The sequence below is a fragment of the Nocardioides pelophilus genome (assembly GCF_014180685.1).
Taxonomy (GTDB): Bacteria; Actinomycetota; Actinomycetes; order Propionibacteriales; family Nocardioidaceae; genus Nocardioides; species Nocardioides pelophilus.
Genome location: NZ_JACEHF010000018.1, coordinates 18596 through 42960, shown reverse-complemented (window position 1 = coordinate 42960; position 24365 = coordinate 18596). Strand labels below are relative to the sequence as shown.

Below are 24365 nucleotides of genomic sequence, written 5' to 3'. Positions count from 1 at the left end.
CGGATCGCGATCCTGGACAGCCTCGCGTCGCTCGGTGCGGGCGGCGCGGTCGCCGCCACCGAGCTGCTGCTCGAGCTCGTGCACCGCCACCGGGTCGCCCACCCCGCGATCACCTCGCTGCTGGTCGACCCGGCCGACATCGAGGACGCCGCGCAGCTGACCCTGATCGCGGTGATGGAGAAGATCTCCCAGTTCGAGGGCCGGTCCCGCTTCCAGACCTGGGTCCGCTCCATCGCCCGCAACGAGGCGCTGCAGCTGCTCCGCAGGAAGCAACGCAAGACGGAGCCCGCGACCGACGACGTTCCCGAGCTCGCGGCGTTCAGCCGGCGGCTCAGCTCGGTCGTGGCCGACGAGATGGCCGTGCGCCAGGCGCTCGACCGGGTGCCGGAGCCGTACCGCGAGGCGTTGATCCTGCGCGAGTTCGACCAGCTCGGATACGACGAGATCGCTGAACGGCTGGGTGTCCCGGTCGGAACCGTCCGGTCCCGGATCGCTCGCGCCCGCGACCTGCTCGCCCGGCAGACGTGGCACTGGAGCTAGCGAAAAGAATTCTCCCCGAACCGGGAACTGGCCGGGGGAGTGGGCGCATCCAGTGGATGAGGCCGGCTGCAGCGGCAGGCCCCGATCCCAAGGAGAATTGCCATGCGTTCCATCCGAATCCTGACCCTCGGCGCGGCTGCGGTCGCCACCGGCGCCATCGCGTTCACGGCCGGCCCCGCCTCGGCTGCCAACATCGGCGGCAGCCACCTCGACGACATCCTGTACGGCACGCCGTACGCCGACACGATCGAGGGCTTCGAGGGGAACGACTCGCTCTACGGCTACGCCGGTGCCGACTACCTCTACGGCGGGCCGGGCTACGACTACCTCGAGGGTGCCGACGGCCGGGACCGGCTCTACGGCGGCGGCCTCGGTGACTACCTGGCCGGCGGCGGCGGTCCCGACCGGCTGTTCGGCGGCGACGCCAGCGACACCCTGGTGCCGGGCTTCGGGCCGGACGCGGTGCGGGGTGGCTACGGCGACGACTACTTCTACGTCTACGCCGACGGCAACGCGGACCTCATCAAGTGCGGGCCGGGCTACGACACCGTCTACTACGACAGCACCGACCCCGGCGACGAGTTCTACGGCTGCGACAACTTCATCGCAGTCTGAGGTGCCCGGGTCAGTTACCGCGGCCGCTGCTGGCGCGGCGGCCGCGGGTGACCCCCACGAAGTCCTGGTGGACGGGACCGTCGTCCTCGATCCGCCACACCAGTGCGATCCGGGTCGGTGGCAGGTCGACGACCGGGCGGTGCACGACGTCCTTGCGGTGGTGCAGGCGCGCCACCGCCATCGGAAGCACGACGACGCCGGTGCCGGCCGCCGCCACCTCGACCGCGTCCCGGGCCGACATGTCCGGGAACTCCAGCTGGTCCGCCGTGGGACGCCACCCCGACCGCTCGGGCAGCACCAGCTGCTCGTCGGCGAGGTCGGACGTGCTCACCTCGTCGGCAGCAGCCACGAAGTGATCGAGCGCGGCGACGACGACGGGCTGCTCCTCGTAGAGCACCACGCAGTGCAGCGGCGTCGGCCGTTCGCGATCGACGGGGAGCCGGGCGAGGACCAGGTCCGCCGTACCGTCGTCGAGCGCGGCGCGCTGCTGTTCCTCCTCGACGGGGATCAGCTCGAGCCGGATCCGCGGGTGCCGTTCGCGCCACACCCGGGCCCACTTGTCGGGGGTCACACCGGGCACGAAGGCGACGCGGAGGCGATTCACTCCCGAAGAATATTGCAGCAACTTCGCCGAAACTCTGTTGGTGCCGCCCCGGGTCATGCTTAGGGTTCCGATACGGAAGGAGGCGATAGCCATGGCGAGCCACACGCCCGTCGTACTGCTCAACGCCTCCTACGAGCCCCACGACGTCGTCTCGTTCCCCCACGCGGTGCGGATGCTCTTCCGCGGCGTGGCCGTCGTGCACGAGGCCGAGGAGGACAAGCGGATCGGTCCGCACCCGTGGCCGAAGGTGCTCCGGCTGGTCCGTTACGTCGTCGCCTCCTGGATGTACCGGCCCGCGGCCTACGGCCGCGACGCCGTGCTGCGTCGCGACCAGCACCGCTGCGCCTACTGCGGAGCGCACGCGAACACCGTCGACCACCTGGTGCCCCGATCACGCGGCGGCACCTGGACCTGGCTCAACACCGTCGCCGCCTGCGGCCGGTGCAACAGCCGCAAGGGCAACCGCACCCCGCGCGAGGCCGGGATGCGGCTGCGGTTCGAGCCGTGGGTGCCGAGCCGGATCGAGGTCACGGCGTGGGGACGGGTCCGGCAGTGAAACCGCACCTTCCCGAAGGGGCGGACGACGTCGGGTTCGTTCCGCACCGCGGCAACCCCGACGACTACACGAAACGTGGCCGGCTCCGGCAGGACGTGTACGAGCGGGAGATCGAGCACCTGCAGCAGCAGCTGGTGCAGCTGCAGTACTGGATCCAGCGGCAGGGCCTGAAGGTCCTGGTGATCTTCGAGGGCCGCGGGTCGGCCGGCAAGGGCGGCGTGATCAAGACGATCAGCGAGCGCACCAGCTCCCGCACGGTGCGCACCGTCGCGCTGCCGAAGCCGACCGAGCGCGAGCGCACCCAGTGGTACTTCCAGCGCTACGTCGCGCACCTGCCGGCCGCGGGGGAGATGTGCCTGTTCGACCGGTCCTGGTACAACCGCTCCAACGTGGAGTGGGTCATGGACCTCTGCACCCCGGAGGAGCACCAGGAGTTCCTCCGCTCCGTGCCGGAGTTCGAGCGGATGCTGGTCCGCTCCGGGATCATCTTGATCAAGTACTGGTTCTCGGTGTCCTACGAGGAGCAGCGCAAGCGGTTCGAGGCGCGCAACGCCGAGCCGCTCAAGCGGTGGAAGCTCTCGGCGATGGACCTGGCCGAGCACGAGCTCTACGTGCGCTACTCGATGGCGAAGGACACCACCTTCCAGTACACCGATACCAAGCACGCGCCGTGGTACGTCGTACCGTCGGACGACAAGAAGACGGCCCGGCTCAACTGCATCAGCCACCTGCTGAGCCAGTTCGAGTACGAGGATGCCGCGCCCGCCGAGGTGGTGCTGCCCACCATGCGCGAGGAGAACTACATCCGCCCCCCGATGCACGAGCAGACGTTCGTTCCCCAGCTCTTCTGACCCGTCCTCCAGCCCTCCTCCGACCCCTTGTCCGGCCCTGTTCCGGCCCGTCGTCGCTGCTGTGATCTCGGTCGCTGAAATGGGGCTGGCTGAGCGGTAACGGCAACCCGTTCTAGTGACGGGGGCCACGTGGCGGTGACGCTCGACTTGTGCCCGACGGCGCGATCTTGTCTCACTTGGGGGGCCGTGCTTGCAAAAGCAAGCGCTCCGCAAGCAAAAGGAAGCGTCGTGAACAAGCCCACCCCAGCCCGTCGGATCCGTCGGGCGGCCACCGCGCCCGTGCTGATCGGCGCGCTCGCGTGCTCGGTTCTCGGAGTGCCGCCGGCCGCCGCGGAGCCGGACACCACGCCCGCCTGGCTGGTCACCGCCAAGGTCAAGTCCAAGTCCGGACGCAAGATGAAGATCGTCGAGGGCCTGACCGTCCGCCCGAAGCGGTCCGCGAAGGTGCTGCCGGTCGAGGGCTACCGCCTGACCGCCACCTTCGGCAACGCGGGCAGCCTGTGGTCGAGCGACCACACCGGCCTGGACTTCGCGGCGCCCTCGGGCACACCGCTGCTCGCCATCGACGCCGGCGTGGTGACCGAGGTCGGCTACGACGGGTCGTACGGCAACAAGACCGTCATCACGCTCGAGGACGGCACCGAGCTCTGGTACTGCCACCAGTCGAGCCAGAGCGTCGCGGTCGGCGACACCGTGTCGGCCGGGGACGTGATCGGCGCGGTCGGGTCGACCGGCAACTCGACCGGTCCGCACCTGCACCTGGAGGTGCGCGTCGACGGCGAGCCGGTCGACCCGGCGGTCGCGCTGGCCGGCTGGGGCCTGACCGTCTGATCGCACCGCCGGCCGAAGCCGGCCGAGGTTCGTTCAGGCGCGGCGAAGCGCCGCTGCCGCGCGGTCGGCCGCGAGTGCCCGTTCGTGGACGGACGCCCGTGGGTCCGCGGCCAGCCGAAGCAGAGCATCGGCCAGCCGCGGATACCGCCCGCGGGAGGGGGCGGCAGGCGAGTCCACCGGGGTGCGGACAGCCTCACTGGAGGGTTCGACGGTCCGTGCCCAATGGCTCAACCGCGATGCCGACCACTCCTCCCGCAGGGTGGCCTGCGGGATGCGGTCGGCTGCTGCGGTCATGCCTTTTCAACGCCGCTGGCTGGGTCGGGCTAGCGGGACCAAGGTCCCGACAGGGTCCCGGTTTTCAGTCTTCGGCGAGGAGGCCGAACTGCACGTTGCCGGCTTCGTCGATCCCGGCATCGAGCACCTTGCCGTCGAGCTGCTCGGCCGCGCCGGCGTCGAGATAGACCTTCGCCCCGTCCTGCTCGACGAGCTGGTCGCCGGCCGCGGGCTCGTCAGCGGTGGTCACCGCGAGCTGCGCCTCCGGCGTACTCATGATGCGGAGCCCGGCTTGATCCGGGGTGTCCGGGTGGTCGGTGTAGCGCTTGACGATGCTGCATGCGTTCTCGGTCAGGGTGAGCATGACTGCTTTCTGAGTTGAGTGCAGGGCTTCTCCACCGTTGCAGGCCCATCCGCCTGGTTCAAGTTGCCCTTCCCGGAAGGGGGTCCCGATGCGGGATCACGGGGCGACATTTGCTAATCTCGGCCCGCACTCGTCCGGGTGGCGGAATTGGCAGACGCGCTAGCTTGAGGTGCTAGTGCCCGTATTAGGGCGTGGGGGTTCAAGTCCCCCCTCGGACACCAGATCAGCCCCGAGTCTCTGCGGTCAGAGCTCGGGGCTGACGCCGTCCTCGGGGTTCAGATCCTGTTCGTAGGCCCACATGATCGGGCCGCCCTCGCCCTCGGTCCGCCGGAATCCGGCGGCCTCGTAGGCACGCTGGGCGAGGTGGTCGTCCTCGCTGGTGATGAGGAACGCGTAGTCGGCGCCGGCATCGCGGGACGTCGTGAGCACCGCGGTCAGCAGCTCGCGGCCGAAGCCCTGGCCGCGGCGGGTGGGTGCGACGTACAGCTCGGCCAGGTAGGCCTCGAGAGCATCGCTCCACAGCGACGGCTGGAGACGTACGACGGCGACGCCGACCGCCGTCCCCGACCCGTCGCGTGCCAGCAGCACGGTCGCGTTGCCGTCGGCGACCCGCGACCGCAGCAGCCCGGCCATCACCTCGGGCGCCGGGGACGGCTCGTCGTACTCCGCGTTGAAGTCGTGCAGGAGCCGGCCGGCCGAAGCCAGCCCGTCTGCGTCCTGCGCAGGAACTGTTTCCACCACATCGTGACGGTAGTGCGAGAACGGGTCATCTGGGGCCCGGGCGAGGGACGAAGGCCTCTGCCCCCGGGGCCCCACGCAGTCCTAGCGTCGACGCATGTTCCTCGTGCGAGTGGTGTGTGCGGCCGGCCTCCTGGCAGTCCCGGCGACGTTGCTGACGACAGAGGGGTCGGCGGCGGCCCCGCCGGTGTGCACGATCGTGGGCAGCCCGGGTGCCGACGACCTGGTCGGCACCCCGGGTCCCGACGTGTTGTGCGGTCTGGGCGGCGACGACGTCCTGCAAGGACTTGCCGGCAACGACGTCCTGCGCGGTGGCGACGGAGACGACGTCCTCTACCCGGGTCCGGGGAGCAACGAGGCGTGGGGTGAGGTGGGCAGCGACACGGTCCGCTACGACGACCTGGACAGCGGTTCGGTCGAGGTCCGGCTGTCGGCGCGGTCGGTGACCGGCGCGGTGACCGATCTGGTCGTCTCGATCGAGAACGCGGTCGGCACCGAGCGCGACGACCGGCTGGTCGGCACAGCAGGCGACAACCGGTTCGAGGGCCTGGGCGGGCGCGACTTCCTGGTCGGACGCGACGGTGCCGACGACCTGCTCGGCGGCAGCGGCCCGGACGCCATCCGCCCGGGTCGCGGCGACGATACCGCCGACGGTGGCCTGGACAAGGACACGCTGAGCTACCGGTTCCTCACCGCAGGCGTCGTGGTCGATCTCGCGGCCGGCACGACGGGCGGCGACGCGGGGTCCGACGACGTCGCGGGCTTCGAGAACATCGTCGGCACCCCGGCGGACGACGTGCTGCGCGGGACCGTCGACGTGCCGAACATCATCAACGCGCTGGCCGGCGACGACGTCATCTTCCCGGGAGGCCCCACCGAAGCCGACGTCATCCGCGGCGACGCTGGCATCGACACCCTCGACTACTCGTCCTTGGGGCGCAGCATCATCGTCAACCTGACCAGCGGACGGGCCGGGATCCTCGGCAAGGTCACCGGCGTCGAGGACATCGTCGGCACCATCTTCGAGGACCAGTTCTACGGCGACGCCGGACCCAACCGGATCTGGGGTGGGGGAGGCACGGACTTCCTCGACGGGCGCGGTGGCGACGACACGATCGACGCAGGCGAGGGCAACGACTGGGTGATGCTCGGGCAGGGGAGCGACGTCGCGGACGGGGGCACCGGCATCGACACCGCTCGCTACCTGGCGGCCGACAGCGGCATCTGGCTGGACCTCGACGCGGGTACCGTCACCAGGGGATCGGGAGAGGCCGACCAGATCACTCACTTCCAGCAGATCATCGGCAGCCGGTACGACGACCACATGTACGGCGGACTCGGCGCCACGGAGGTGGCGCTCGACGGTGGTGCCGGCGTCAACGACCTGAACACCGTGGACGGGTTCGCCGGCGATCGGATGCGGGTGTCGAGCGGCAGCCCCGGGCTCTCGACGTGCGTCGGCGACCCGGGCGATGTCTCCAGCTGCTAGCCCAGCCATCACCTGGGGGACTACCGAACCTGACCGATCGGTCGAAAATGGCGGGACAATGTCCTGGCCAGGACCCGATCACCTGTTGGTGTGATGCCGGATCCCTAACCTGATCGTAGGAGGGGTCAACGATGGGTCGACGGCGGCGCACGGTCGGGTTGGTCGTGCTGGGTGGTGCGGTGCTCGCATCGACCGCGCTCTGGGCAGTGGCGTTCTCGTCGGTGCTCGGAGGCGCCGGCGCCCATGTCCGTCCCGGGTGGCCGGTCGTGCTCTCCGTCGTCCTGGCTGTCGCCGTCGCGGCCGGAGTGTCGGTCGTCGAGCGCGCGGTCACCACGGGTGCGCGGCGCAGCAGACGTCACCGCACCCCGCTGGCGCCCCGGATCGTGATGGAGGAGACGCGCGGTGTCTACGCAGGTCCGGTGACGATCACCGTCGTCATCCCCGCCCACAACGCGGAGGGCAGTCTCAGCGTCACGCTGGACGCGCTCGGCGCGCAGTCGCGGCAGCCCGACCGGGTGATCGTGGTGGCTGACAACTGCGTCGACGACACCGTCGGTCTGGCCAGGTCGCACGGCGTCGAGGTCGTCGAGGCGTTCCGCAGCACCCACGAGAAGGCGGGCGCCCTGAACCGAGCGCTGGGTGGGCTGCTGCCGGGCCTGGGTGACAACGACCTGGTCATGGTGACGGGTGCCGGCACGGTGCTCGGAGACGGCTTCCTCGAAGGCGCGGCGCGCAGGATGGCCGACGACCGGGCGCTGATGGCGATCGGCGGTCTGATCGCCGGCGAGGCGGGCGGAGGCCTGTTGGGCCAGCTCCAGCGCAACGAGCTGCTCCGCCACGCCCTCGATCTCCGGGGCCAGGGGGCGTCAGCCCACGTCCTGACCGGCACCGCATCGATCTTCCGCCCGCGGGCCCTCCGCGCGGTCGCGGCCGCCCGCGGCACCTCGCTCCCGGGCGTTCCCGGCGACGTCTTCGACACGGTCGCGCTGACCGAGGACAGCGAGATCACACTGGCGCTCAGGTCGCTCGGTGCGCTGGTGGTCTCGCCGGCCGACTGCACGGTCGTGACCGGCCTGATGCCGACCTGGGGCGCCCTGTGGGCTCAGCGCCTGCGCACCCAGCACGGCGCTCTCGAGACCCTCGGCGAGTACGGCGTCCGCACCCACACCTGGCGCCACTGGACCCAGCAGCTGGGGCTCAGCCACGGCTCGCTCGCGGCCGGCGCCGGTCTCGGGCTGCTGGCCGTGACGGCCCTGGCCGTCGACTCGTGGGTGTGGCTGCCGTTCTGGCTGGTCCTGGGAGCCGTGCTGGCGCTCGCCCGGGTCGCCCGCGTGTGGCGAGGCGGATGGCGCGCACGACTCGTCGCCGTACTGCTGCTGCCGGAGCTGGCGTACGCGACCTTCCTCGGAGCGGTCCACCTCAAGGGCATCGCCGATGTCACCTTCGGCAGGTCGTCCCGTCCCGAGCGGTTGGCGGCGTGGAGGTCGTCGACGTCCACCGCGAGCTGAGCCGGGTCGACCCGGGTCTACCCGGTCACTGGGAAGCGTCCTGCGTAAAGAGTCCGTCGTTTCGACGAGCCAGGCCGCTTGCCGCGGTTAGCCTCGCGGCAGCGACGCGCCGCGAAGGGGAGGCCGATGGGGATCTCCGTGTCGAACAGACGCCGACTGCGCCTGGCCGCTGCCGGCGTGATGGCGTTCGGCTGGCTGTCCGCACCCGCGCAGTCGGTCTCGGATGCCGCACCCACGACCGCGACCGGCTTGTGCGGGTCCGAGGCCGCGACCGGTCGGACGCAGCTGACCACGTCCGACGGCCAGGCCCACTCCTTCCACTGGCGGGTGCCGTCGACGCCGGCCCCGCCCCCGGGTCGGCCGGTGCTGATCTGGCTGCACGGCGACGGCGGCGACGGTTCTGCGATGGCGCCGGGCTTCTGGCCGGCCACCGATCCGGACGGCGCGATCATCGTGACGCCGAACGGCATCGGCCGGACGTGGAACCACCGGGCCGCCGACGGCCCGGGCAACCTGGACAGCCAGTTCCTCAGCCTCGTCATCGACCGGCTCCGTGATTGCGCCTCGGTCGACCCGGACCGGATCTTCGTCGGCGGCACCTCGCGCGGAGCGTTCATGCCCTATTACCTCCTGCAACGTTCCTCGACGAGGGACAAGATCGCAGCGGTCGCGGTCAATGCGGGCCTGCTGTACTGCCAGGGCGGCGACGGCCAGTGCGAGGCCGACAGCTCCGATCCCGTCCTCCACAGCGCCGACGCCCGGGTCATCCATCTGCACGGGACCGACGACCAAGCCGTGGCACCGCCGCCGACCGCGGCCTACCACGATCCGGTCGACTGGGACGTCGACTGGCGGGTCTTCAACCCGATGCGGTTCTGGGCGGAGCAGAACGGCTGCTTCGACCAGGAGATCGGCGGCGCCAACAACGGCGTGCTGCGCGAGACCTACCGGGTCAGCGGCAATCGCGCCCGGGTCTACGACCTCACCGGCCACGGTGCCCGCTGTGACGGCTACCAGCTGATCCTCGTGCAGAACGGCGGGCACGTGATCGGTGGCCAGGAGACCCGCATCTGGGCGTTCCTCATGGACCGCCCCGTCGCTCCGACCTGCGGCGGCGCGCCGGCGACCGTCGTGGGCACCGCCGGTGCCGACGTGCTGGACGGCACGCCCGGACCCGACGTGATCGCCGGACTCGGCGGCGCGGACACCCTCCGCGGTCTCGGCGGGCGGGACCGGATCTGCGGGGGCGGTGGCGACGACCGGCTGTCGGGCGGCCCCGGGGCCGACCGGCTCTGGGGCCAGGCGGGCAGGGACCGCCTCCTGGCGAGGGACCGTACGGCGGACCGCCGGATCGACTGCGGGGGCGGCCGGGACCCGCGGGCCGAGCGCGACCGGGTGGACCCGCGGCCGATCAGCTGCGGTTGACCGGGAGTCAGCGCCGGCGTCACCCGCCGGGTGCGAGGATGGCGGCATGGACGAGGTCGTCGACATCTGCCGCGAGCTGATCCGGATCGACACGTCCAACTACGGCTCCGACGACGGGCCCGGCGAACGCAAGGCTGCCGAACATGTCGCCGGGCTGCTGGAGGACGTCGGCATCGACACCCGGATCTACGAGTCCACACCGGGACGAGCCTCGGTGGTCGCCCGCTGGGGCGGTGACGGGACGCGCACCGACGCGCTGCTCCTCCACGGACATCTCGACGTCGTGCCTGCCGCGGCGGAGGACTGGGCCGTCCACCCGTTCAGCGGTGAGGTCCAGGAGTGTCAATACGGTGGGCTGAGCGTCTGGGGGCGGGGCGCCGTCGACATGAAGGACTTCGACGCGATGCTGCTCTCGGTGGTGCGCGAGCGCCAGCGTTCGGGGCGGGTGCCCTCGCGGCCGGTCGTGCTGTGCTTCACCGCCGACGAGGAGGCGGGCGGCCACCTCGGCGCGGAGGTCCTGGTGCGCGACCACCCCGAGGAGTTCGAGGGGTGCACCGAGGCAGTGGGGGAGGTCGGCGGGTTTAGCACCACCGTGCGGGGCCAGCGGCTCTACCTGATCGAGGCGGCTGAGAAGGGCATGGCCTGGATGCGGCTCACCGCGCGGGGCCGGGCGGGCCACGGGTCGATGATCAACCCCGACAACGCGGTCACCCGGATCGCCGAGGCGGTGGCGCGGATCGGCGCCTACGAGTGGCCGGTGCGGCTCACGCCGACGATGCGGACGCTGCTCGGCACCGTCGGCGCGATCGCCGGCACCGACGTCACGCCGGAGAACGCGCGCACCCTGGTCGAGGAGTTCGGCGGTGCCACCCGGATGCTCGGGGCGGTGATCAGCAACACGACCAACCCGACCATGCTGTCGGCCGGCTACAAGGTCAACGTGGTGCCGACGGAGGCCAGTGCGCACATCGACGGCCGGTTCCTCCCGGGCTACGAGGACGAGTTCTTCCGGACCATGGCCGAGCTGTGCGGCGAGGACGTGAGCATCGACTTCGTCTCCAACCAGCAGCCCTGGGAGACGCCGTACGACGGGGCGCTGGTCGATGCGATGACCCGGAGCCTGCTGGCGGAGGACCCGGATGCGCTGGTCGCCCCGTTCCTGATGAGCGGCGGCACCGATGCCAAGCACTTCCGGGCGCTCGGCATGCGCACCTACGGCTTCACGCCGCTCCGGCTGCCCGACGACCTGGACTTCACCGCCCTCTTCCACGGCGTCGACGAGCGGGTGCCGGTCGACGCGCTCCGTTTCGGCGCGCGGGTCCTCGACCGGTTCCTCGACCAGGTCTGATCGGGCCGCGGCGTTCCTCAACCGGACGGCCGACCTGCCGAATGAGGGGTTGAGTCGAACCGAACGGAGGCCCGCGGCGTGCGCCCCACCAGCATCACCCCGACGGGGCAGGAGAAGACCTTCCGCCCCGACCAGATCATCGTGTCCAAGACCGACCCCCAGGGCCGGCTGACCTACGTCAACCGGTTGTTCGTCGAGATCAGCGGCTATGACGAGCGCGACCTCATCGGCAAGCCGCACAACATCATCCGGCACCCCGACATGCCGCGGAGCGTGTTCCGGCTGCTCTGGGACCGGATCGCGAACGGCGAGGAGATCTTCGCCTACGTCGTGAACCTCAGCGCGGACGGAGGCCACTACTGGGTCCTCGCCCACGTGACGCCGACGTTCGACAGCAGCGGGCGGATCCTGGGCTACCACTCCAACCGCCGCACGGCGGACCGCGCCACGCTCGCCGTCATCCGGGACCTGTACGCGCGGCTGCTGGCCGAGGAGTCCCGGCACGCCAGCACCAGCGACGCCGTCGAAGCCGGCAAGGCACTGCTCGACGCCGAGCTCGCCGCGGCCGGACAGACCTACGACGAGTTCGTCTGGTCGCTTTCCCAGGAGGAGGTGGCGGCATGACCGCCGTACTGCCGGACACCGGCGCACTGAACGACGCGGCCGACGACGAGCTGACCCGGTTGCGGGCAGCGCTGGCCGCGGTGACCGAGGTCTGCCGCTCGGCGGCCGAGGGCGACCTCGAGCCACGGGTCCCGGACCTCGGTGACCACCCGGAGCTGCACGCGGTCCGGGACGCGATGAACTCGCTGCTCGACCTCACCGACGCCTACGTCCGTGAGTCCTCGGCTTCGCTGCGCTACGCGAGCGAGGGACGGTTCTACCGCCGGTTCCTGGTGCGCGGCATGCTCGGCTCCTTCCAGGCCGGGGCCCAGACCATCAACAGCGCCATCGACGCGATGGCCGACACCCACGACCGGCTCGAGGCCGAGGAGGCCCGCAAGGGCGAGCTCGCCAACGCGTTCGAGGAGGCCGTGCTCGGGCTGTCCGACCAGGTCGCGGCCGCCGCGACGGAGATGGAGGCGTCGTCGCGCGGCCTCGCCACGACGGCCGAGGACACCGCCACCCGGGCGGCCCAGGTCGCCGACGGGTCCCGGACCGCATCCGACGCGGTGACCGTCGCGGCGGCTGCCGTGGAGCAGCTCGCCAGCACCGTCCGCGCGATCCAGGAGCAGACCGACGAGTCCAACCGGGTCGGAGAGCTCGCCTTCCAGGAGGCCGAGCAGGTCCGGTCGACCGTCCAGGGGCTCTCCGACGCCTCCCAGGAGATCGGCGACGTCGTCGGCCTGATCAGCCAGGTCGCGAGCCAGACCCGGCTGCTCGCGCTCAACGCGACGATCGAGGCGGCGCGTGCGGGGGAGTCCGGCAAGGGCTTCGCCGTCGTCGCCTCCGAGGTCAAGACGCTGGCCTCGCAGACCGCCGAGGCGACGCACCGGATCGAGGAGCAGGTGGGAGCCATGCAGGCCGCCACCGGCGCCGCCGTCGGCGCGCTCGAGGGGATCACCGGCGCGGTGGGCCGGATGGGCGACAACCTGCGCACGATCGCGCAGGCGGTCGGCGAGCAGCGGGACGCGGCCGGCGAGCTGAGCCGGACGACCACCGAGGCGGCGAGCGCCGTCTCCGAGGTCACCGAGGACATCACCGCGATCGGCTCGTCCACCGAGGCCACCAGCGCAGGTGCGACCGAGATGACGAACGCCTCGCTCGACCTGTCGCGACTGGCCACGGACCTGCGCACCCACGTGGCGGGCTTCCTGCAGGAGATCCGCTGACGGGCAGCGAGGTCGTCAGCCGGTGCGGACCGCGCGGATGATCTTGCGACGCAGGATCACCCGGCGGGTGCCGTCCGGCGAGATCCGCACGCGCACCAGCTCCCAGCCACCGTGCTCGGCGCGCTCGACGAGCAGCCGGGTGACGACGTTGCGCGGGTAGTCGCGGGAGAAGGTGACCTTCTCGAACTGCCACTCGACCGTCCCGTTGCGCATCATGCCGGCTCCGACACGTCGTCCAGGGCCTCGCGGATCTCGGGCGGCAGCTCCTTGCTCTCGACGCCGATCGCACCCTTGAGCTGGGTCGCCGTGCGGGCTCCGACGATGGGCGCCGTGACGCCCGGCCGGTCGCGGACCCACGCCAGCGCCACCTCCAGAGGCGTCCAGTCCAGGCCGTCGGCGGCCCGCACGACGGCCTCGACGATGCCGCGGCTGCGCTCGTCGAGGTAGCGCTCGACGAACGACGCGAAGACGGGGGAGGCGGCTCGCGAGTCACCCGGGATGCCCGTGCGGTACTTGCCGGTCAGGACGCCGCGCCCCAACGGGGACCACGGGAGGATGCCCAGCCCCATGGCAGCCGCGGCCGGGAGCACCTCGCGCTCGATGTCGCGGTTGACCAGGGAGTACTCGACCTGGGTGGAGACGATCGGGGCCCGGCCGGGCGCGGCCCGCTGCCAGGTGGCGGCCTGGGCGGTCTGCCAGCCGGCGTAGTTCGAGATCCCGACGTAGGTCGCCCGACCCGAGGACGTGGCCGTGTCGAGAGCGCCGAGGGTCTCGTCGAGCGGCACCTCGTCGCTCCAGATGTGCACCTGCCACAGGTCCACGTGGTCGACGCCGAGCCGCTCGAGCGAGGTGTCGAGGCCGTCGAGGAGCGCGCGGCGCGAGGTGTCGGTGGTGCGCTCGCCGCCGCGGCGCCAGATCCCGGCCTTCGTCGCGAGGACCACCTCGTCACGGCGTACGACGTCGCCGATCAACGATCCGACCAGCTCCTCCGAGCGGCCGTCGGTGTAGCCCGCTGCGGTGTCGACCAGCGTGCCGCCCGCCTCGCAGAACGCGATGAGCTGGTCGCGGGCCTCGTGCTCGTCGGTGTCCTTGCCCCAGGTCATCGTGCCGAGCCCCAGCCGCGACACCCGGAGACCACTGCTGCCGACGTACCGCTGCTGCATGGGGGCAAAGGTAGTCGGTCACGCCGGCGGGGCGGCTGACGGCTCGCCCACGACCTTTCCGTAGGATCCGTCAGCGTGGCGGACTTCCTGCAAGCCCTGGTGCTCGGCACGCTGCAGGGTCTGACGGAGTTCCTGCCGATCTCCAGCAGTGCGCACCTGCGGATCTTCCCGGAGCTGTTCGGCTGGGGCGATCCAGGAGCCGCCTTCACCGCGGTGGTGCAGATCGGCACCGAGCTGGCCGTGCTGCTCTACTTCCGCAAGGACATCTGGCGGATCGGCCGGATGTGGGCGATGTCGCTGTTCAAGCCCGAGTACCGCGGCCACCTCGACGCGCGGATGGGCTGGTTCATCATCGTCGGGTCGGTGCCGATCGTGCTGCTCGGCGTCGCCTTCAAGGAGACGATCGAGAGCGAGTTCCGCAACCTCTGGCTGATCGCGACGATGCTCATCGTGATGGGCGTCGTGCTCGGCCTGGCGGACCGGCTCGGCGGCACCGAGAAGAAGATCAAGCAGCTGAGCGTCCGCGACGCGGTCCTCATGGGCCTCGCCCAAGCGGCTGCCCTGGTTCCCGGGGTCTCGCGCTCCGGCGCCACGCTCTCTATGGGGCGGCTGCTCGGCTACGACCGCGAAGCGGTCACGCGGTACGCCTTCCTCCTCGCGATCCCGGCCGTGATCGGGGCCGGCGTCTACGAGATGAAGGAGATCCCGAACGGCGCCAACAGCTACGGCTGGACGCCGACCATCGTCGCGACCGTCGTCTCCTTCGTCGTCGGCTACGCCGCGATCGCCTGGCTGCTGCGCTACGTCAGCACGCACAACTACGCGCCGTTCGTGATCTACCGGGTCCTGCTCGGCGGCGCCGTGCTGGTGCTGCTCAGCGCCGGCGTCCTGACGGCCTGATCCGAGCGGGCTAGAACCAGCCCGAGCGCTTGAACATCATCCACAGGCCGGCGACGACGCCGCCCATGAGCAGCAGCGAGAACGGGTAGCCGAACGTCCAGCCGAGCTCGGGCATGTGCTGGAAGTTCATGCCGTAGATGCCCGCGATCAGGGTCGGTACGACGATCAGCGTGGCGCCGGCCGAGATCTTGCGCATGTCGTCGTTCTGCTGCACCTGGATCCGGGCGACGTGGGCGTCGAACGCGGTCGAGAGCAACGAGTCGAGGTTGTCGATCGCGTCCGCGGCGACCGAGAGGTGGTCGGCCACGTCGCGGAAGAACGGGCCGGCGTCGGGCAGGATCCCCGGCACCGCGCCGACGGTGAACCGGCGCATCGGCTCGCGCAACGGCAGCACGGCCCGGCGTACCTCCGCCAGCTCCCGCTTGAGGGTGTAGATCCGCACCGAGTCGTTGGTGCGCTCCTCGGAGAACACCGACTCCTCCACCTCGTCGACGTCGACCTGGAGCTCCTCCATGACGGCGAGGTAGCCGTCGACGACGGTGTCGCAGACGGCGTAGACCACGGCTGACGGACCGTGGCTCAGGACGTTCTGCTGCTCCTCGAGCCCGTGCCGGGCATCGCGCAGCTGCGATCCACGCCCGTGCCGCACGGTGATGACGAAGTCGTCGCCCACGAAGAGGTTGATCTCGCCGGTCTCGACGGCGTCGTCCTCGTCGACGTACCACAGCGTCTTCACGGTGAGGAACAGGTTGCCCTCGTAGAGCTCGAGCTTGGGCCGCTGGTGGGCGACCACCGCGTCCTCGACCGCGAGCGGGTGCAGGCCGAACGCGTGCGCGATGTCTTCGAGCTCGAGGTGGCTCGGCTCGTAGAGACCGACCCAGACGAAGTCGTGCCCGCCGCCGGCCGCAGCGGCGCGGAGCGCGCCGTAGTCGTGCACCCCGCAGTCGACCGGCAGCCGCCGGCCCTTGCGGTAGACGGCGCTGTCGACGATCACGATGGGAAACATATCGGTGGTTGAGGTGCGAGCGCAGCGAGCCTCGAAACCTGGCTACGCTCCGGTTCGTGGCCACAGTTCTCCTGGTTCGGCACGGACGCACCACCGCCAACGCGTCCGGCGTGCTCGCCGGGCGTCTCGCGGGCGTCCGGCTCGACGACACCGGGCAACGGCAGGCCGCGACCGCGGCCGAACGGATCGCCGTCGTACCGCTCGCGGCGCTCGTCACCAGTCCGCAGGAACGCTGCCGGCAGACCGCCAAGGCGATCGCGCAGGCTCATCCGGCGGCCCTCAAGGCGGCCACGGAGCGCGGCCTGGCGGAGTGCGACTACGGCGACTGGCAGGGCCGCAAGCTCGGCGAGCTGGCCAAGGAGAAGCTCTGGTCGACCGTCCAGCGCCACCCCTCGGCCGCGGCGTTCCCCGGCGGCGAGTCGATGGTGCAGATGCGCCACCGCGCCGTCGAGGCCGTACGACGCCACGACGCCGCTGTGGAGGCCGAGCACGGCCCCGGCGCGGTGTGGGTCGCGGTCAGCCACGGCGACATCATCAAGGCCGTGCTCGCCGATGCGCTGGGGATGCACCTGGACCTGTTCCAGCGGATCAACGTCGACCCGGCGTCGATCTCGATCATCCAGTACACCGCCGACCGGCCCTACGTGCTGGCGTCCAACACCCACGCCGGCGACCTGTCCTGGCTCGTCCGGCCGGCCGGCAAGCGCACCCGGCGGTCCAGGGGCACCGTCGGTGGCGGCGCCGGACCCGACCCCGTCACCGAGGGCTCGTAAAGTGGCTCCATGCCACCGATCGTCCATGGTTTCGACCCGCCCGAGCGCTTCGTCGCGGGCACTGTCGGCGAGCCGGGCGCGCGGACGTTCTTCCTCCAGGCCCGTGACGGTGCCCGGGTCGTCAGCGTCGCGCTGGAGAAGCAGCAGGTGGCGGCGCTGGCCGAGCGGATCGACGAGCTGCTCGACGAGGTGATGGCCGAGGCGCGCACCACGACCGTCATCCCCGCGGTCGCGCCGGTCGGTCTCACCGACGAGGAGCCGCTCGACCTGCCGATCGCCGAGGAGTTCCGCGCCGGCACGATGACGCTGTCGTGGGACCCCCAGGCCGAGCGGGTCGTGATCGAGGTCTTCCCGGTCGGCGAGGAGCTGGTCGGGATCAGCGACGACGCCGAGGACGAGGTGCTCCTCGCGGACGCCGAGCCGACCGAGGTCTTCGTCGTCCGCATCGACGCCGGCCACGCCCGGGCGTTCGTCCGGCGTGCCGAGCGGGTCCTGGGAGCCGGTCGGCCCGACTGCCCGTTCTGCGGCCAGCCGATCGACCCCGACGGTCACCTCTGCGTGCGCGCCAACGGCTTCAAGCGCCGCCCCGAGTGATGTCGGGGCCGACCGACCGCCTCGCCCTGCGCGGGCGGATCATGCCGGCGTCCAACGCGACGTTCCTCGCCGAGCTCGACGGCCGCGAGGTGGTCTACAAGCCGATCGCCGGCGAGCGGCCCCTGTGGGACTTCCCCGAGGGCACGCTCGCCGACCGGGAGGTCGCGGCCTACCTGGTCAGCGAGGCGACCGGCTGGAACCTGGTGCCGCGCACCTGGTGCGGCGACGGCCCCCACGGCCCGGGGATGTTGCAGGAGTGGCAGGTCGTCGACCCCGACGACGAGGCGGTGACCCTGGTCCTGGCCCGCCGGGTGCCGGACGGCTGGTTCGCGGTCTTCGACGGGGTCGACGACCGCGACCGCGACGTCACCCTCGTCCACGAGGACACCCCCGAGCTGCGGCGGATGGCCGTGTTCGACGTGCTCGTCAACAACGCCGACCGCAAGGGCGGTCACGTCCTGCCGATGCCCGACGGCCATCGGTACGGCGTCGACCACGGCGTCACCTTCCACCACGAGCCCAAGCTCCGCACCGTCCTGTGGGGCTGGGCCGGCACTGCGCTGACCGACGAGGAGCAGGCGGTCGTGGGCGCCGTACTCACGGCCGTGCGGGGCGACCTCGGCGAGCGGCTCCGCGAGCACCTCACCGACCTGGAGGTCCGCGCGCTGGAGCGCCGGGCCGAGCGGCTGCTCGCCCGGGGCGAGCTTCCAGGCCCCCACGGCGGCTGGCCCGCCATCCCCTGGCCCCCGTTCTGATTTGAATGGGCCGAGCGTGTCGCAGACGACGCTCGCCGCCCGGGCCCTCGCAAGCTCGGCCCAGGGACTTCGCGCCGTGCGGCTTCGCCGCGTGCACCACGCTGCCGGCCCGAAATGGCCGAGCGAGCTGGACCGCGGCAGTCGACCGCTGAACCCACCTATAACATCGCCGCATGCGCGCGTGGACCGCTCCGGAGTTGCCGTCGTTGCCCGTGGTCGGGCCGCCGGTAGCGATTCACGACACCGCGACCGGCAGTGTCGTGGCGACCGCTCCCGCGGACGGCGCGGAGATGAAGCTCTACGTCTGCGGCATCACCCCGTACGACGCGACCCACCTCGGCCACGCGAACACCTACATCGGGTTCGACCTGCTCAACCGTGCCTGGCGGTCGGCGGGACTCGACGTCCGCTACGTCCAGAACGTCACCGACGTCGACGACCCCCTGCTCGAGCGTGCGACCAAGGTCGGGGTCGACTGGGTCGAGCTCGCCGAGCGCGAGACCGAGCTGTTCCGCCAGGACATGCACGCCCTGCGGGTGCTGGCGCCCGACGCGCTCATCGGTGCGGTCGAGTCGATCCCGCTGGTGATCGCCCTGATCGAGCGGCTCCAGGCCGCGGGCGCGATCTACAAGGTCGAGGACGACCTCTACTTCTCCGTCACCGCCGACCCGGCCTTCGGCGAGGAGTCGGGTTACGACCGCGCCACCATGCTGCGGTTCTTCGGAGAGCGCGGTGGCGACCCGGACCGCGCGGGCAAGAAGGATCCGCTCGACTGCGTCGTGTGGCGGGCGGAGCGCCCGGACGAGCCTGCGTGGGAGAGCCCGTTCGGTCGCGGTCGCCCCGGTTGGCACATCGAGTGCGCCGCGATCGCCCTGGAGCAGCTCGGCTCGACGATGGACGTCCAGGGCGGCGGCAGCGACCTGGTCTTCCCGCACCACGAGATGTGCGCGGGTCACGCGCAGGTGGCGACCGGTGCGCCGTACTCCCGGGCCTACGTGCACGCCGGCATGGTCGGCTACGACGGCGAGAAGATGTCGAAGTCGCGCGGCAACCTGGTCTTCGTCTCGGCGCTGCGCAACAGCGACATCGACCCGATGGCGATCCGGCTCGCGCTGCTGCGCCACCACTACCGCGAGGACTGGGAGTGGACCGACGACATGCTCTGGGTCGCCGTCGACGACGTGGCCCGGTGGCGGTCGGCGCTGGCGCTCGGAGCGGGCGCGCCGGCGGCCCCGGTGGTCACCGAGGTGCTGGCCGCGCTCGCCGACGACCTCGACGCACCGCGCGCGACAGCCGCGGTCGACGCCTGGGTCGCGTCGACCCTCGGAACCGACGGGCTGGCCGACACCAGCGACCCCGACGCCGCGGCGACCCTGCTGCCGGTGCTCGACGCGGCGCTGGGCCTGCTGCTATGACTCCTCGTCGCCCCTGCGCTTGAGGTAGCGCTCGAACTCGCGCGCGATCGCCTCGCCGGACGCCTCGGGCAGGTCGGCCGTGTCGCGGGTCTCCTCCAGCGAGCGGACGTAGTCGGCGATGTCCTCGTCCTCCTCGGCGAGCTCGTCGACCCCGCGCTCCCACGCCCGGGCGTCGTCGGGCAGGTCGCCCAACGGGATGCTCACGCCGAGCAGGTCCTCGATCTGGCCGAGCAGCGCCAAGGTGGCCTTGGGACACGGCGGTTGCGCGACGTAGTGCGGCACGGCCGCCCAGTACGACGCCGCCGGGATGTCCAACTTCACGCACGCGTCCTGGAGCACGCCGACGATGCCGGTCGGTCCCTCGTAGGTCGACTGCTCCAGCTTCATCCGGTCGACGAGGTCCGGCTCGGTCGCGGTGCCGGTGACCGGGATCGGGCGGGTGTGGGGGGTGTCGGCGAGCAGCGCACCGAGCGTCACCACCAGCTCCCCGCCCAGGTCGTCGATGCAGGCGAGCAGCTCGGCGCAGAACCCGCGCCACCGCATGTTGGGCTCGATGCCGCGGACCAGGATCACGTCGTGGTCGAGGTCCGGGGGAGAGGCGACTGCGACATGGGTGCTCGGCCACGTCAGGCTGCGGAAGCCGTTGTCGTCCACGCCCACGCTCGGGCGGTTCACCTGGAAGTCGTAGTAGTCCTCCGGGTCGATCACGGCCACGACCCGCGCGTTCCACACCTTCAGCAAGTGGTCCACGACCGCCGACGCCGACTCGGCCGCGTCGTTCCAGCCCTCGAACGCTGCGATCACCACGGGCCGGACCAGGCTCGGCGGGTCCTCGATCTCCATCACCCTGACGAGCCTAGTGGGGGCCTACGGGGCCGGAGCCCCCGTAGGGGTGCCAGCATGCGGGAAATCGTCGCTGGGGTGGCCGGGCCGGTTAGGATCGGGGGGCCGAGAGGCGTTGCAACGGGACCTTCCGACGTGAGGCCCGCCACGCTCGGCGAGATTCCAAGGGCGCCTTCCGTGACGGAAGGGTGAAACATGGCATCGGGTTCCCACGACTGGCGACCGGACACGACCGACGAGCTCACCGCGCTGCTGCGCGAGCGGATCGTGATCCTCGACGGCGCCATGGGCACCGCCATCCAGCGCGATCGCCCCGACGAGGCGGGCTACCGCGGTGACCGGTTCGCCGACTGGCCCTCCGACCTGGTCGGCAACAACGACCTGCTCTCGATCACCCAGCCCGGGATCATCGCCGGCATCCACCGCGAGTACCTCGAGGCCGGCGCCGACCTGATCGAGACCAACACGTTCAACTCGAACTCGATCTCGCTGTCCGACTACGGCATGGAGGAGCTCGCCTACGAGCTCAACCTCGAGTCGGCCCGGCTCGCCCGCGCCGTGTGCGACGAGGTGGCCGCGGCGACCGGGCAGAAGCGCTACGTCGCCGGCGCGCTCGGCCCGACCACGCGCACGGCGTCGATCAGCCCGGACGTCAACGACCCCGCGGCCCGCAACGTCTCGTGGGACCAGCTCGTCGAGGCCTACCTGATCGCGGCGCGCGGCCTCGTCGACGGTGGCTCCGACCTGATCTTCATCGAGACCATCTTCGACACGCTCAATGCGAAGGCCGCGATCTTCGCCGTGCAGACGCTGTTCGAGGAGGCCGGCCGCCGCTGGCCGGTGGTCATCTCCGGCACCATCACCGACGCGTCCGGCCGCACCCTCTCGGGTCAGGTCACCGAGGCGTTCTGGGATTCCGTCCGGCACGCCGAGCCGCTCGCCGTGGGGCTCAACTGCGCCCTCGGCGCGAAGGAGATGCGCCCCTACATCGCCGAGCTCTCGCGGCTCGCCGACACCTTCGTGTCGGCGTACCCGAACGCCGGCCTGCCCAACGCCTTCGGTGAGTACGACGAGACCCCGGACGACACCGCCGCGATCGTGAAGGAGTTCGCCGAGGCGGGCTTCGTCAACATCCTCGGCGGCTGCTGCGGCACCACGCCCGACCACATCGCCGCCATCGCGCGGGCGGTGGAGGGCAAGGAGCGGCGCGAGCCCGTCGTGGCCACCCCCGCGCTGCGGCTGTCCGGCCTCGAGCCGTTCGCCATCGCGGAGGACAGCCTCTTCGTCAACGTCGGCGAGCGCACCAACATCACCGGCTCCGCGAAGTTCCGCAACCTGATCAAGGACGGTGACTACGACACCGCGCTGTCGGTCGCCGCGCAGCAGGTCGAGAGCGGCGCCCAGGTCATCGACGTCAACATGGACGAGGGCATGATCGACGGCGTCGCGGCGATGGACCGCTTCCTCAAGCTGGTCGCGTCCGAGCCCGACATCAGCCGGGTGCCCGTCATGGTCGACTCCTCCAAGTGGGAGGTCATCGAGGCCGGCCTGAAGAACGTCCAGGGCAAGCCCATCGTCAACTCGATCTCCATGAAGGAGGGCGAGGAGAAGTTCATCGAGCAGGCGCGCCTGTGCAAGAAGTACGGCGCTGCGGCCGTGGTGATGGCCTTCGACGAGGACGGACAGGCCGACAACCTGGAGCGCCGCAAGCAGATCTGCGAGCGCGCCTACCGGATCCTCGTGGACCAGGTGGGGTTCCCGGCCGACGACATCATCTTCGACCCCAACGTGTTCGCGGTCGCCACCGGCATCGAGGAGCACGCGACGTACGGCGTCGACTTCATCGAGGCCACCCGCTGGATCAAGGAGAACCTGCCGGGCGCGAAGGTCTCGGGCGGCATCTCCAACGTGAGCTTCAGCTTCCGCGGCAACAACCCGGTGCGCGAGGCGATCCACGCGGTCTTCCTCTTCCACGCGATCGAGGCCGGCCTCGACATGGGCATCGTCAACGCCGGTGCGCTGGTGCCCTACAGCGAGATCGACGCCGAGCTGCGCGACGCGATCGAGGACGTCGTCCTCAACCGCACCGACGACTCCATCGCCGCCACCGAGCGGCTGCTCGGGCTCGCCGAGCAGCACCGGGGGAGCGGCGAGGTCGTCGAGGCAGCCACCGAGGAGTGGCGTGAGCTCCCGGTCGGCGAGCGGATCACCCACGCCCTGGTCAAGGGGCTCGATGCCCACGTCGAGGCCGACACCGAGGAGCTGCGCCAGGAGATCGCTGCCCGCGGCGGTCGTCCGATCGAGGTGATCGAGGGTCCGCTGATGTCCGGGATGGACGTGGTCGGCGACCTGTTCGGCGCCGGCAAGATGTTCCTCCCGCAGGTCGTGAAGTCCGCCCGGGTGATGAAGAAGGCGGTCGCCTACCTGATCCCGTTCATCGAGCAGGAGAAGATCGACAACCCCGAGCTGGCCACCGCCAAGGAGACCAACGGGACGATCGTCATGGCCACCGTCAAGGGCGATGTCCACGACATCGGCAAGAACATCGTGGGCGTCGTGCTGCAGTGCAACAACTTCGAGGTCATCGACCTCGGGGTGATGGTCCCCGCCCAGAAGATCCTCGACGCGGCCAAGGAGCACAACGCCGACATCATCGGTCTCTCGGGACTGATCACGCCGTCCCTGGACGAGATGGTCACCATGGCCTCGGAGATGCAGCGGCTCGGGCTCGAGATCCCGCTGCTCATCGGCGGCGCCACGACCTCCCGTGCCCACACCGCGGTGAAGGTGGACCCCAAGTACGACGGACCGGTGGTCTGGGTCAAGGACGCGTCCCGCTCGGTCCCCACCGCCGCCGCACTGCTGCACGACGAGCGGCGGGCACCCCTGCTCGCCGAGGTCAAGAAGGACTACGACTCCCTCCGGGTGCGGCACTCCCAGAAGTCCGAGCGGCCGCAGCTGTCGTTCGCGGACGCGAAGGCCAACGCCACCGCGATCGACTGGTCGGGCTACACGCCTCCGCAGCCGCGCACACCGGGCGTGCACGTCCTGAAGGACTACGACCTCGCCGAGCTGCGCGACTACATCGACTGGCAGCCGTTCTTCAACGCGTGGGAGATGAAGGGCAAGTTCCCCGACATCCTCAACAACCCGACGACGGGTGAGGCCGCGCGCAAGCTGTACGACGACGCGCAGGTCATGCTCGACCAGATGATCGCGGAGAAGTGGGTCACCGCCAACGGCGTCTACGGGCTGTTCCCGGCCGCGAGCACCGGAGAGGACGTCGTCGTCTACTCCGACGACGACCGGACGGAGGCGCGCGCCGTCCTGCACCAGCTGCGTCAGCAGGGCAAGCACCGCGAGGGGATCCCGAACCGGTCGATGGCCGACTACGTCGCCCCGGCGGCGAGCGGCCTCCAGGACTGGGTCGGCGCCTTCGCGGTCACGGCCGGGCTCGGGTCCGTGGAGAAGGTCCAGGAGTTCAAGGCCGCGCTCGACGACTACTCCGCGATCCTGCTCGAGTCGCTGGCAGACCGGCTGGCCGAGGCGTTCGCCGAGCGCCTGCACCAACGGGTGCGCACCGAGTTCTGGGCGCACGTCCCCGAGGAGCAGCTCTCCAACGAGGACCTGATCGCCGAGAAGTACACCGGCATCCGGCCCGCGCCCGGCTACCCGGCGTGCCCCGACCACACCGAGAAGCAGACCATCTGGGACCTGCTCGACGTCGAGGCCAACACCGGCATCGAGCTCACCGAGTCGATGGCGATGTGGCCGGGCGCGGCCGTGTCGGGCATCTACTACAGCCACCCGGAGGCGCAGTACTTCGTCGTCGGCCGGCTGGGTCGCGACCAGGTGGCGGACTACGCCGAGCGCAAGGGCTGGACGCTGAAGGAGACCGAGCGCTGGCTGTCGCCCAACCTGGGCTACGACCCGGAGGACTGA

Annotated in this window: 24 protein-coding genes and 1 tRNA gene; 18 read left to right on the top strand and 7 right to left on the bottom strand. The window is 71.0% G+C overall.

All coding sequences use genetic code 11. The features are described 5' to 3' along the window. Positions 1-540: RNA polymerase sigma factor (locus H0488_RS06000; RefSeq protein ID WP_183098371.1), on the top strand; the 540-nt coding region annotated here is incomplete at its 5' end. Positions 541-642: 102 nt separating this feature from the next. Beyond that, positions 643-1155 (top strand): calcium-binding protein, encoded by a 513-nt coding sequence (locus tag H0488_RS05995; RefSeq protein WP_183098370.1) that lies wholly within the window; start codon positions 643-645, stop codon positions 1153-1155. 10 nt (positions 1156-1165) lie between these two features. On the opposite strand, the gene H0488_RS05990 is transcribed toward H0488_RS05995, so the two are convergent. Next, on the bottom strand, positions 1166-1759 hold the full coding sequence (locus H0488_RS05990) for a LysR family transcriptional regulator substrate-binding protein (protein ID WP_312856231.1): 594 nt from the start codon (positions 1757-1759) through the stop codon (positions 1166-1168). Positions 1760-1850: 91 nt separating this feature from the next. Here H0488_RS05990 and H0488_RS05985 point away from each other — a divergent pair, with 91 nt between their 5' ends. From H0488_RS05985 to H0488_RS05975, 3 genes are all read left to right on the top strand, one after another. Beyond that, complete coding sequence (locus tag H0488_RS05985; protein ID WP_183098368.1) at positions 1851-2315, top strand: HNH endonuclease; 465 nt, start codon at positions 1851-1853, stop codon at positions 2313-2315. Next, the gene (ppk2, locus tag H0488_RS05980) at positions 2312-3166 is read left to right on the top strand and encodes a polyphosphate kinase 2 (RefSeq protein ID WP_183098367.1); all 855 of its coding nucleotides are present in this window, start codon (positions 2312-2314) and stop codon (positions 3164-3166) included. Before H0488_RS05985 ends, ppk2 begins: the two co-directional genes overlap by 4 nt. Before the next feature lie 228 nt (positions 3167-3394). After that, positions 3395-3997 carry a M23 family metallopeptidase gene (locus tag H0488_RS05975; RefSeq protein ID WP_220794244.1) on the top strand — a complete coding sequence of 201 codons (603 nt, stop codon included), beginning with the start codon at positions 3395-3397 and terminating at the stop codon, positions 3995-3997. 358 nt (positions 3998-4355) lie between these two features. Here H0488_RS05975 and H0488_RS05970 read toward each other — a convergent pair whose 3' ends face one another. Beyond that, a complete protein-coding gene (locus tag H0488_RS05970) occupies positions 4356-4634 on the bottom strand; it encodes a Fe-S cluster assembly protein HesB (RefSeq protein WP_183098366.1) in 279 nt (92 codons plus the stop codon). 132 nt (positions 4635-4766) lie between these two features. Here H0488_RS05970 and H0488_RS05965 point away from each other — a divergent pair. Further along, positions 4767-4855: transfer RNA gene (locus H0488_RS05965), tRNA-Leu, on the top strand. Positions 4856-4877: 22 nt separating this feature from the next. Here the strand turns inward: H0488_RS05965 and H0488_RS05960 are convergent. After that, entirely contained in the window at positions 4878-5372 is a 495-nt protein-coding gene (locus tag H0488_RS05960; protein WP_183098365.1) for a GNAT family N-acetyltransferase, read from the bottom strand. A gap of 97 nt (positions 5373-5469) precedes the next feature. On the opposite strand from H0488_RS05960, the gene H0488_RS05955 reads away from it, so the two are divergent. The 6 genes from H0488_RS05955 (at position 5470) to H0488_RS05930 (ending at position 12974) form a co-directional block, all read left to right on the top strand. Then, positions 5470-6861: a calcium-binding protein gene (locus tag H0488_RS05955; protein ID WP_183098364.1), complete on the top strand. Its 1392-nt coding sequence runs from the start codon at positions 5470-5472 to the stop codon at positions 6859-6861. 131 nt (positions 6862-6992) lie between these two features. After that, positions 6993-8369, top strand: a complete 1377-nt coding sequence (locus tag H0488_RS05950) for a glycosyltransferase family 2 protein (protein WP_183098363.1) — start codon at positions 6993-6995, stop codon at positions 8367-8369. Between the two features lie 126 nt (positions 8370-8495). Continuing rightward, complete coding sequence (locus H0488_RS23600) at positions 8496-9794, top strand: hypothetical protein (RefSeq protein ID WP_220794243.1); 1299 nt, start codon at positions 8496-8498, stop codon at positions 9792-9794. Between the two features lie 46 nt (positions 9795-9840). Further along, positions 9841-11142 (top strand): M20/M25/M40 family metallo-hydrolase, encoded by a 1302-nt coding sequence (locus H0488_RS05940; protein ID WP_183098362.1) that lies wholly within the window; start codon positions 9841-9843, stop codon positions 11140-11142. 78 nt (positions 11143-11220) lie between these two features. Next, positions 11221-11766: a PAS domain-containing protein gene (locus H0488_RS05935; protein ID WP_183098361.1), complete on the top strand. Its 546-nt coding sequence runs from the start codon at positions 11221-11223 to the stop codon at positions 11764-11766. Beyond that, a complete protein-coding gene (locus H0488_RS05930) occupies positions 11763-12974 on the top strand; it encodes a methyl-accepting chemotaxis protein (RefSeq protein ID WP_183098360.1) in 1212 nt (403 codons plus the stop codon). The genes H0488_RS05935 and H0488_RS05930 overlap by 4 nt, the downstream gene beginning before the upstream one ends. 15 nt (positions 12975-12989) lie before the next feature. On the opposite strand, the gene H0488_RS05925 is transcribed toward H0488_RS05930, so the two are convergent. Together H0488_RS05925 and H0488_RS05920 are read right to left on the bottom strand one after the other, a co-directional pair. Beyond that, positions 12990-13190: a DUF5703 family protein gene (locus tag H0488_RS05925; RefSeq protein ID WP_376768456.1), complete on the bottom strand. Its 201-nt coding sequence runs from the start codon at positions 13188-13190 to the stop codon at positions 12990-12992. After that, complete coding sequence (locus H0488_RS05920) at positions 13187-14137, bottom strand: aldo/keto reductase (protein ID WP_183098359.1); 951 nt, start codon at positions 14135-14137, stop codon at positions 13187-13189. The genes H0488_RS05925 and H0488_RS05920 overlap by 4 nt, the downstream gene beginning before the upstream one ends. 75 nt (positions 14138-14212) lie before the next feature. Here H0488_RS05920 and H0488_RS05915 point away from each other — a divergent pair, with 75 nt between their 5' ends. Next, a complete protein-coding gene (locus H0488_RS05915) occupies positions 14213-15037 on the top strand; it encodes an undecaprenyl-diphosphate phosphatase (protein WP_183098358.1) in 825 nt (274 codons plus the stop codon). Between the two features lie 10 nt (positions 15038-15047). Here H0488_RS05915 and corA read toward each other — a convergent pair whose 3' ends face one another. Continuing rightward, positions 15048-16031: a magnesium/cobalt transporter CorA gene (corA, locus tag H0488_RS05910; protein ID WP_183098357.1), complete on the bottom strand. Its 984-nt coding sequence runs from the start codon at positions 16029-16031 to the stop codon at positions 15048-15050. A 68-nt stretch (positions 16032-16099) separates the two neighbouring features. Between corA and H0488_RS05905 the strand changes: the two genes are divergently transcribed. From H0488_RS05905 to mshC, 4 genes are all read left to right on the top strand, one after another. Further along, on the top strand, positions 16100-16816 hold the full coding sequence (locus H0488_RS05905; RefSeq protein WP_183098356.1) for a histidine phosphatase family protein: 717 nt from the start codon (positions 16100-16102) through the stop codon (positions 16814-16816). A gap of 9 nt (positions 16817-16825) precedes the next feature. Then, complete coding sequence (locus tag H0488_RS05900) at positions 16826-17410, top strand: Rv2134c family protein (RefSeq protein WP_183098355.1); 585 nt, start codon at positions 16826-16828, stop codon at positions 17408-17410. Further along, entirely contained in the window at positions 17410-18165 is a 756-nt protein-coding gene (locus H0488_RS05895) for an Rv2133c family protein (RefSeq protein ID WP_183098354.1), read from the top strand. Before H0488_RS05900 ends, H0488_RS05895 begins: the two co-directional genes overlap by 1 nt. A 173-nt stretch (positions 18166-18338) precedes the next feature. Further along, positions 18339-19580, top strand: coding sequence for a cysteine--1-D-myo-inosityl 2-amino-2-deoxy-alpha-D-glucopyranoside ligase (gene mshC / locus H0488_RS05890; protein ID WP_183098353.1), 1242 nt, complete (start codon positions 18339-18341; stop codon positions 19578-19580). On the opposite strand, the gene H0488_RS05885 is transcribed toward mshC, so the two are convergent. Further along, on the bottom strand, positions 19575-20426 hold the full coding sequence (locus H0488_RS05885) for a PAC2 family protein (protein ID WP_183098352.1): 852 nt from the start codon (positions 20424-20426) through the stop codon (positions 19575-19577). The two genes, mshC and H0488_RS05885, sit on opposite strands and share 6 nt — an antisense overlap. A 192-nt stretch (positions 20427-20618) precedes the next feature. On the opposite strand from H0488_RS05885, the gene metH reads away from it, so the two are divergent. Then, positions 20619-24365, top strand: a complete 3747-nt coding sequence (metH, locus tag H0488_RS05880; protein WP_183098351.1) for a methionine synthase — start codon at positions 20619-20621, stop codon at positions 24363-24365.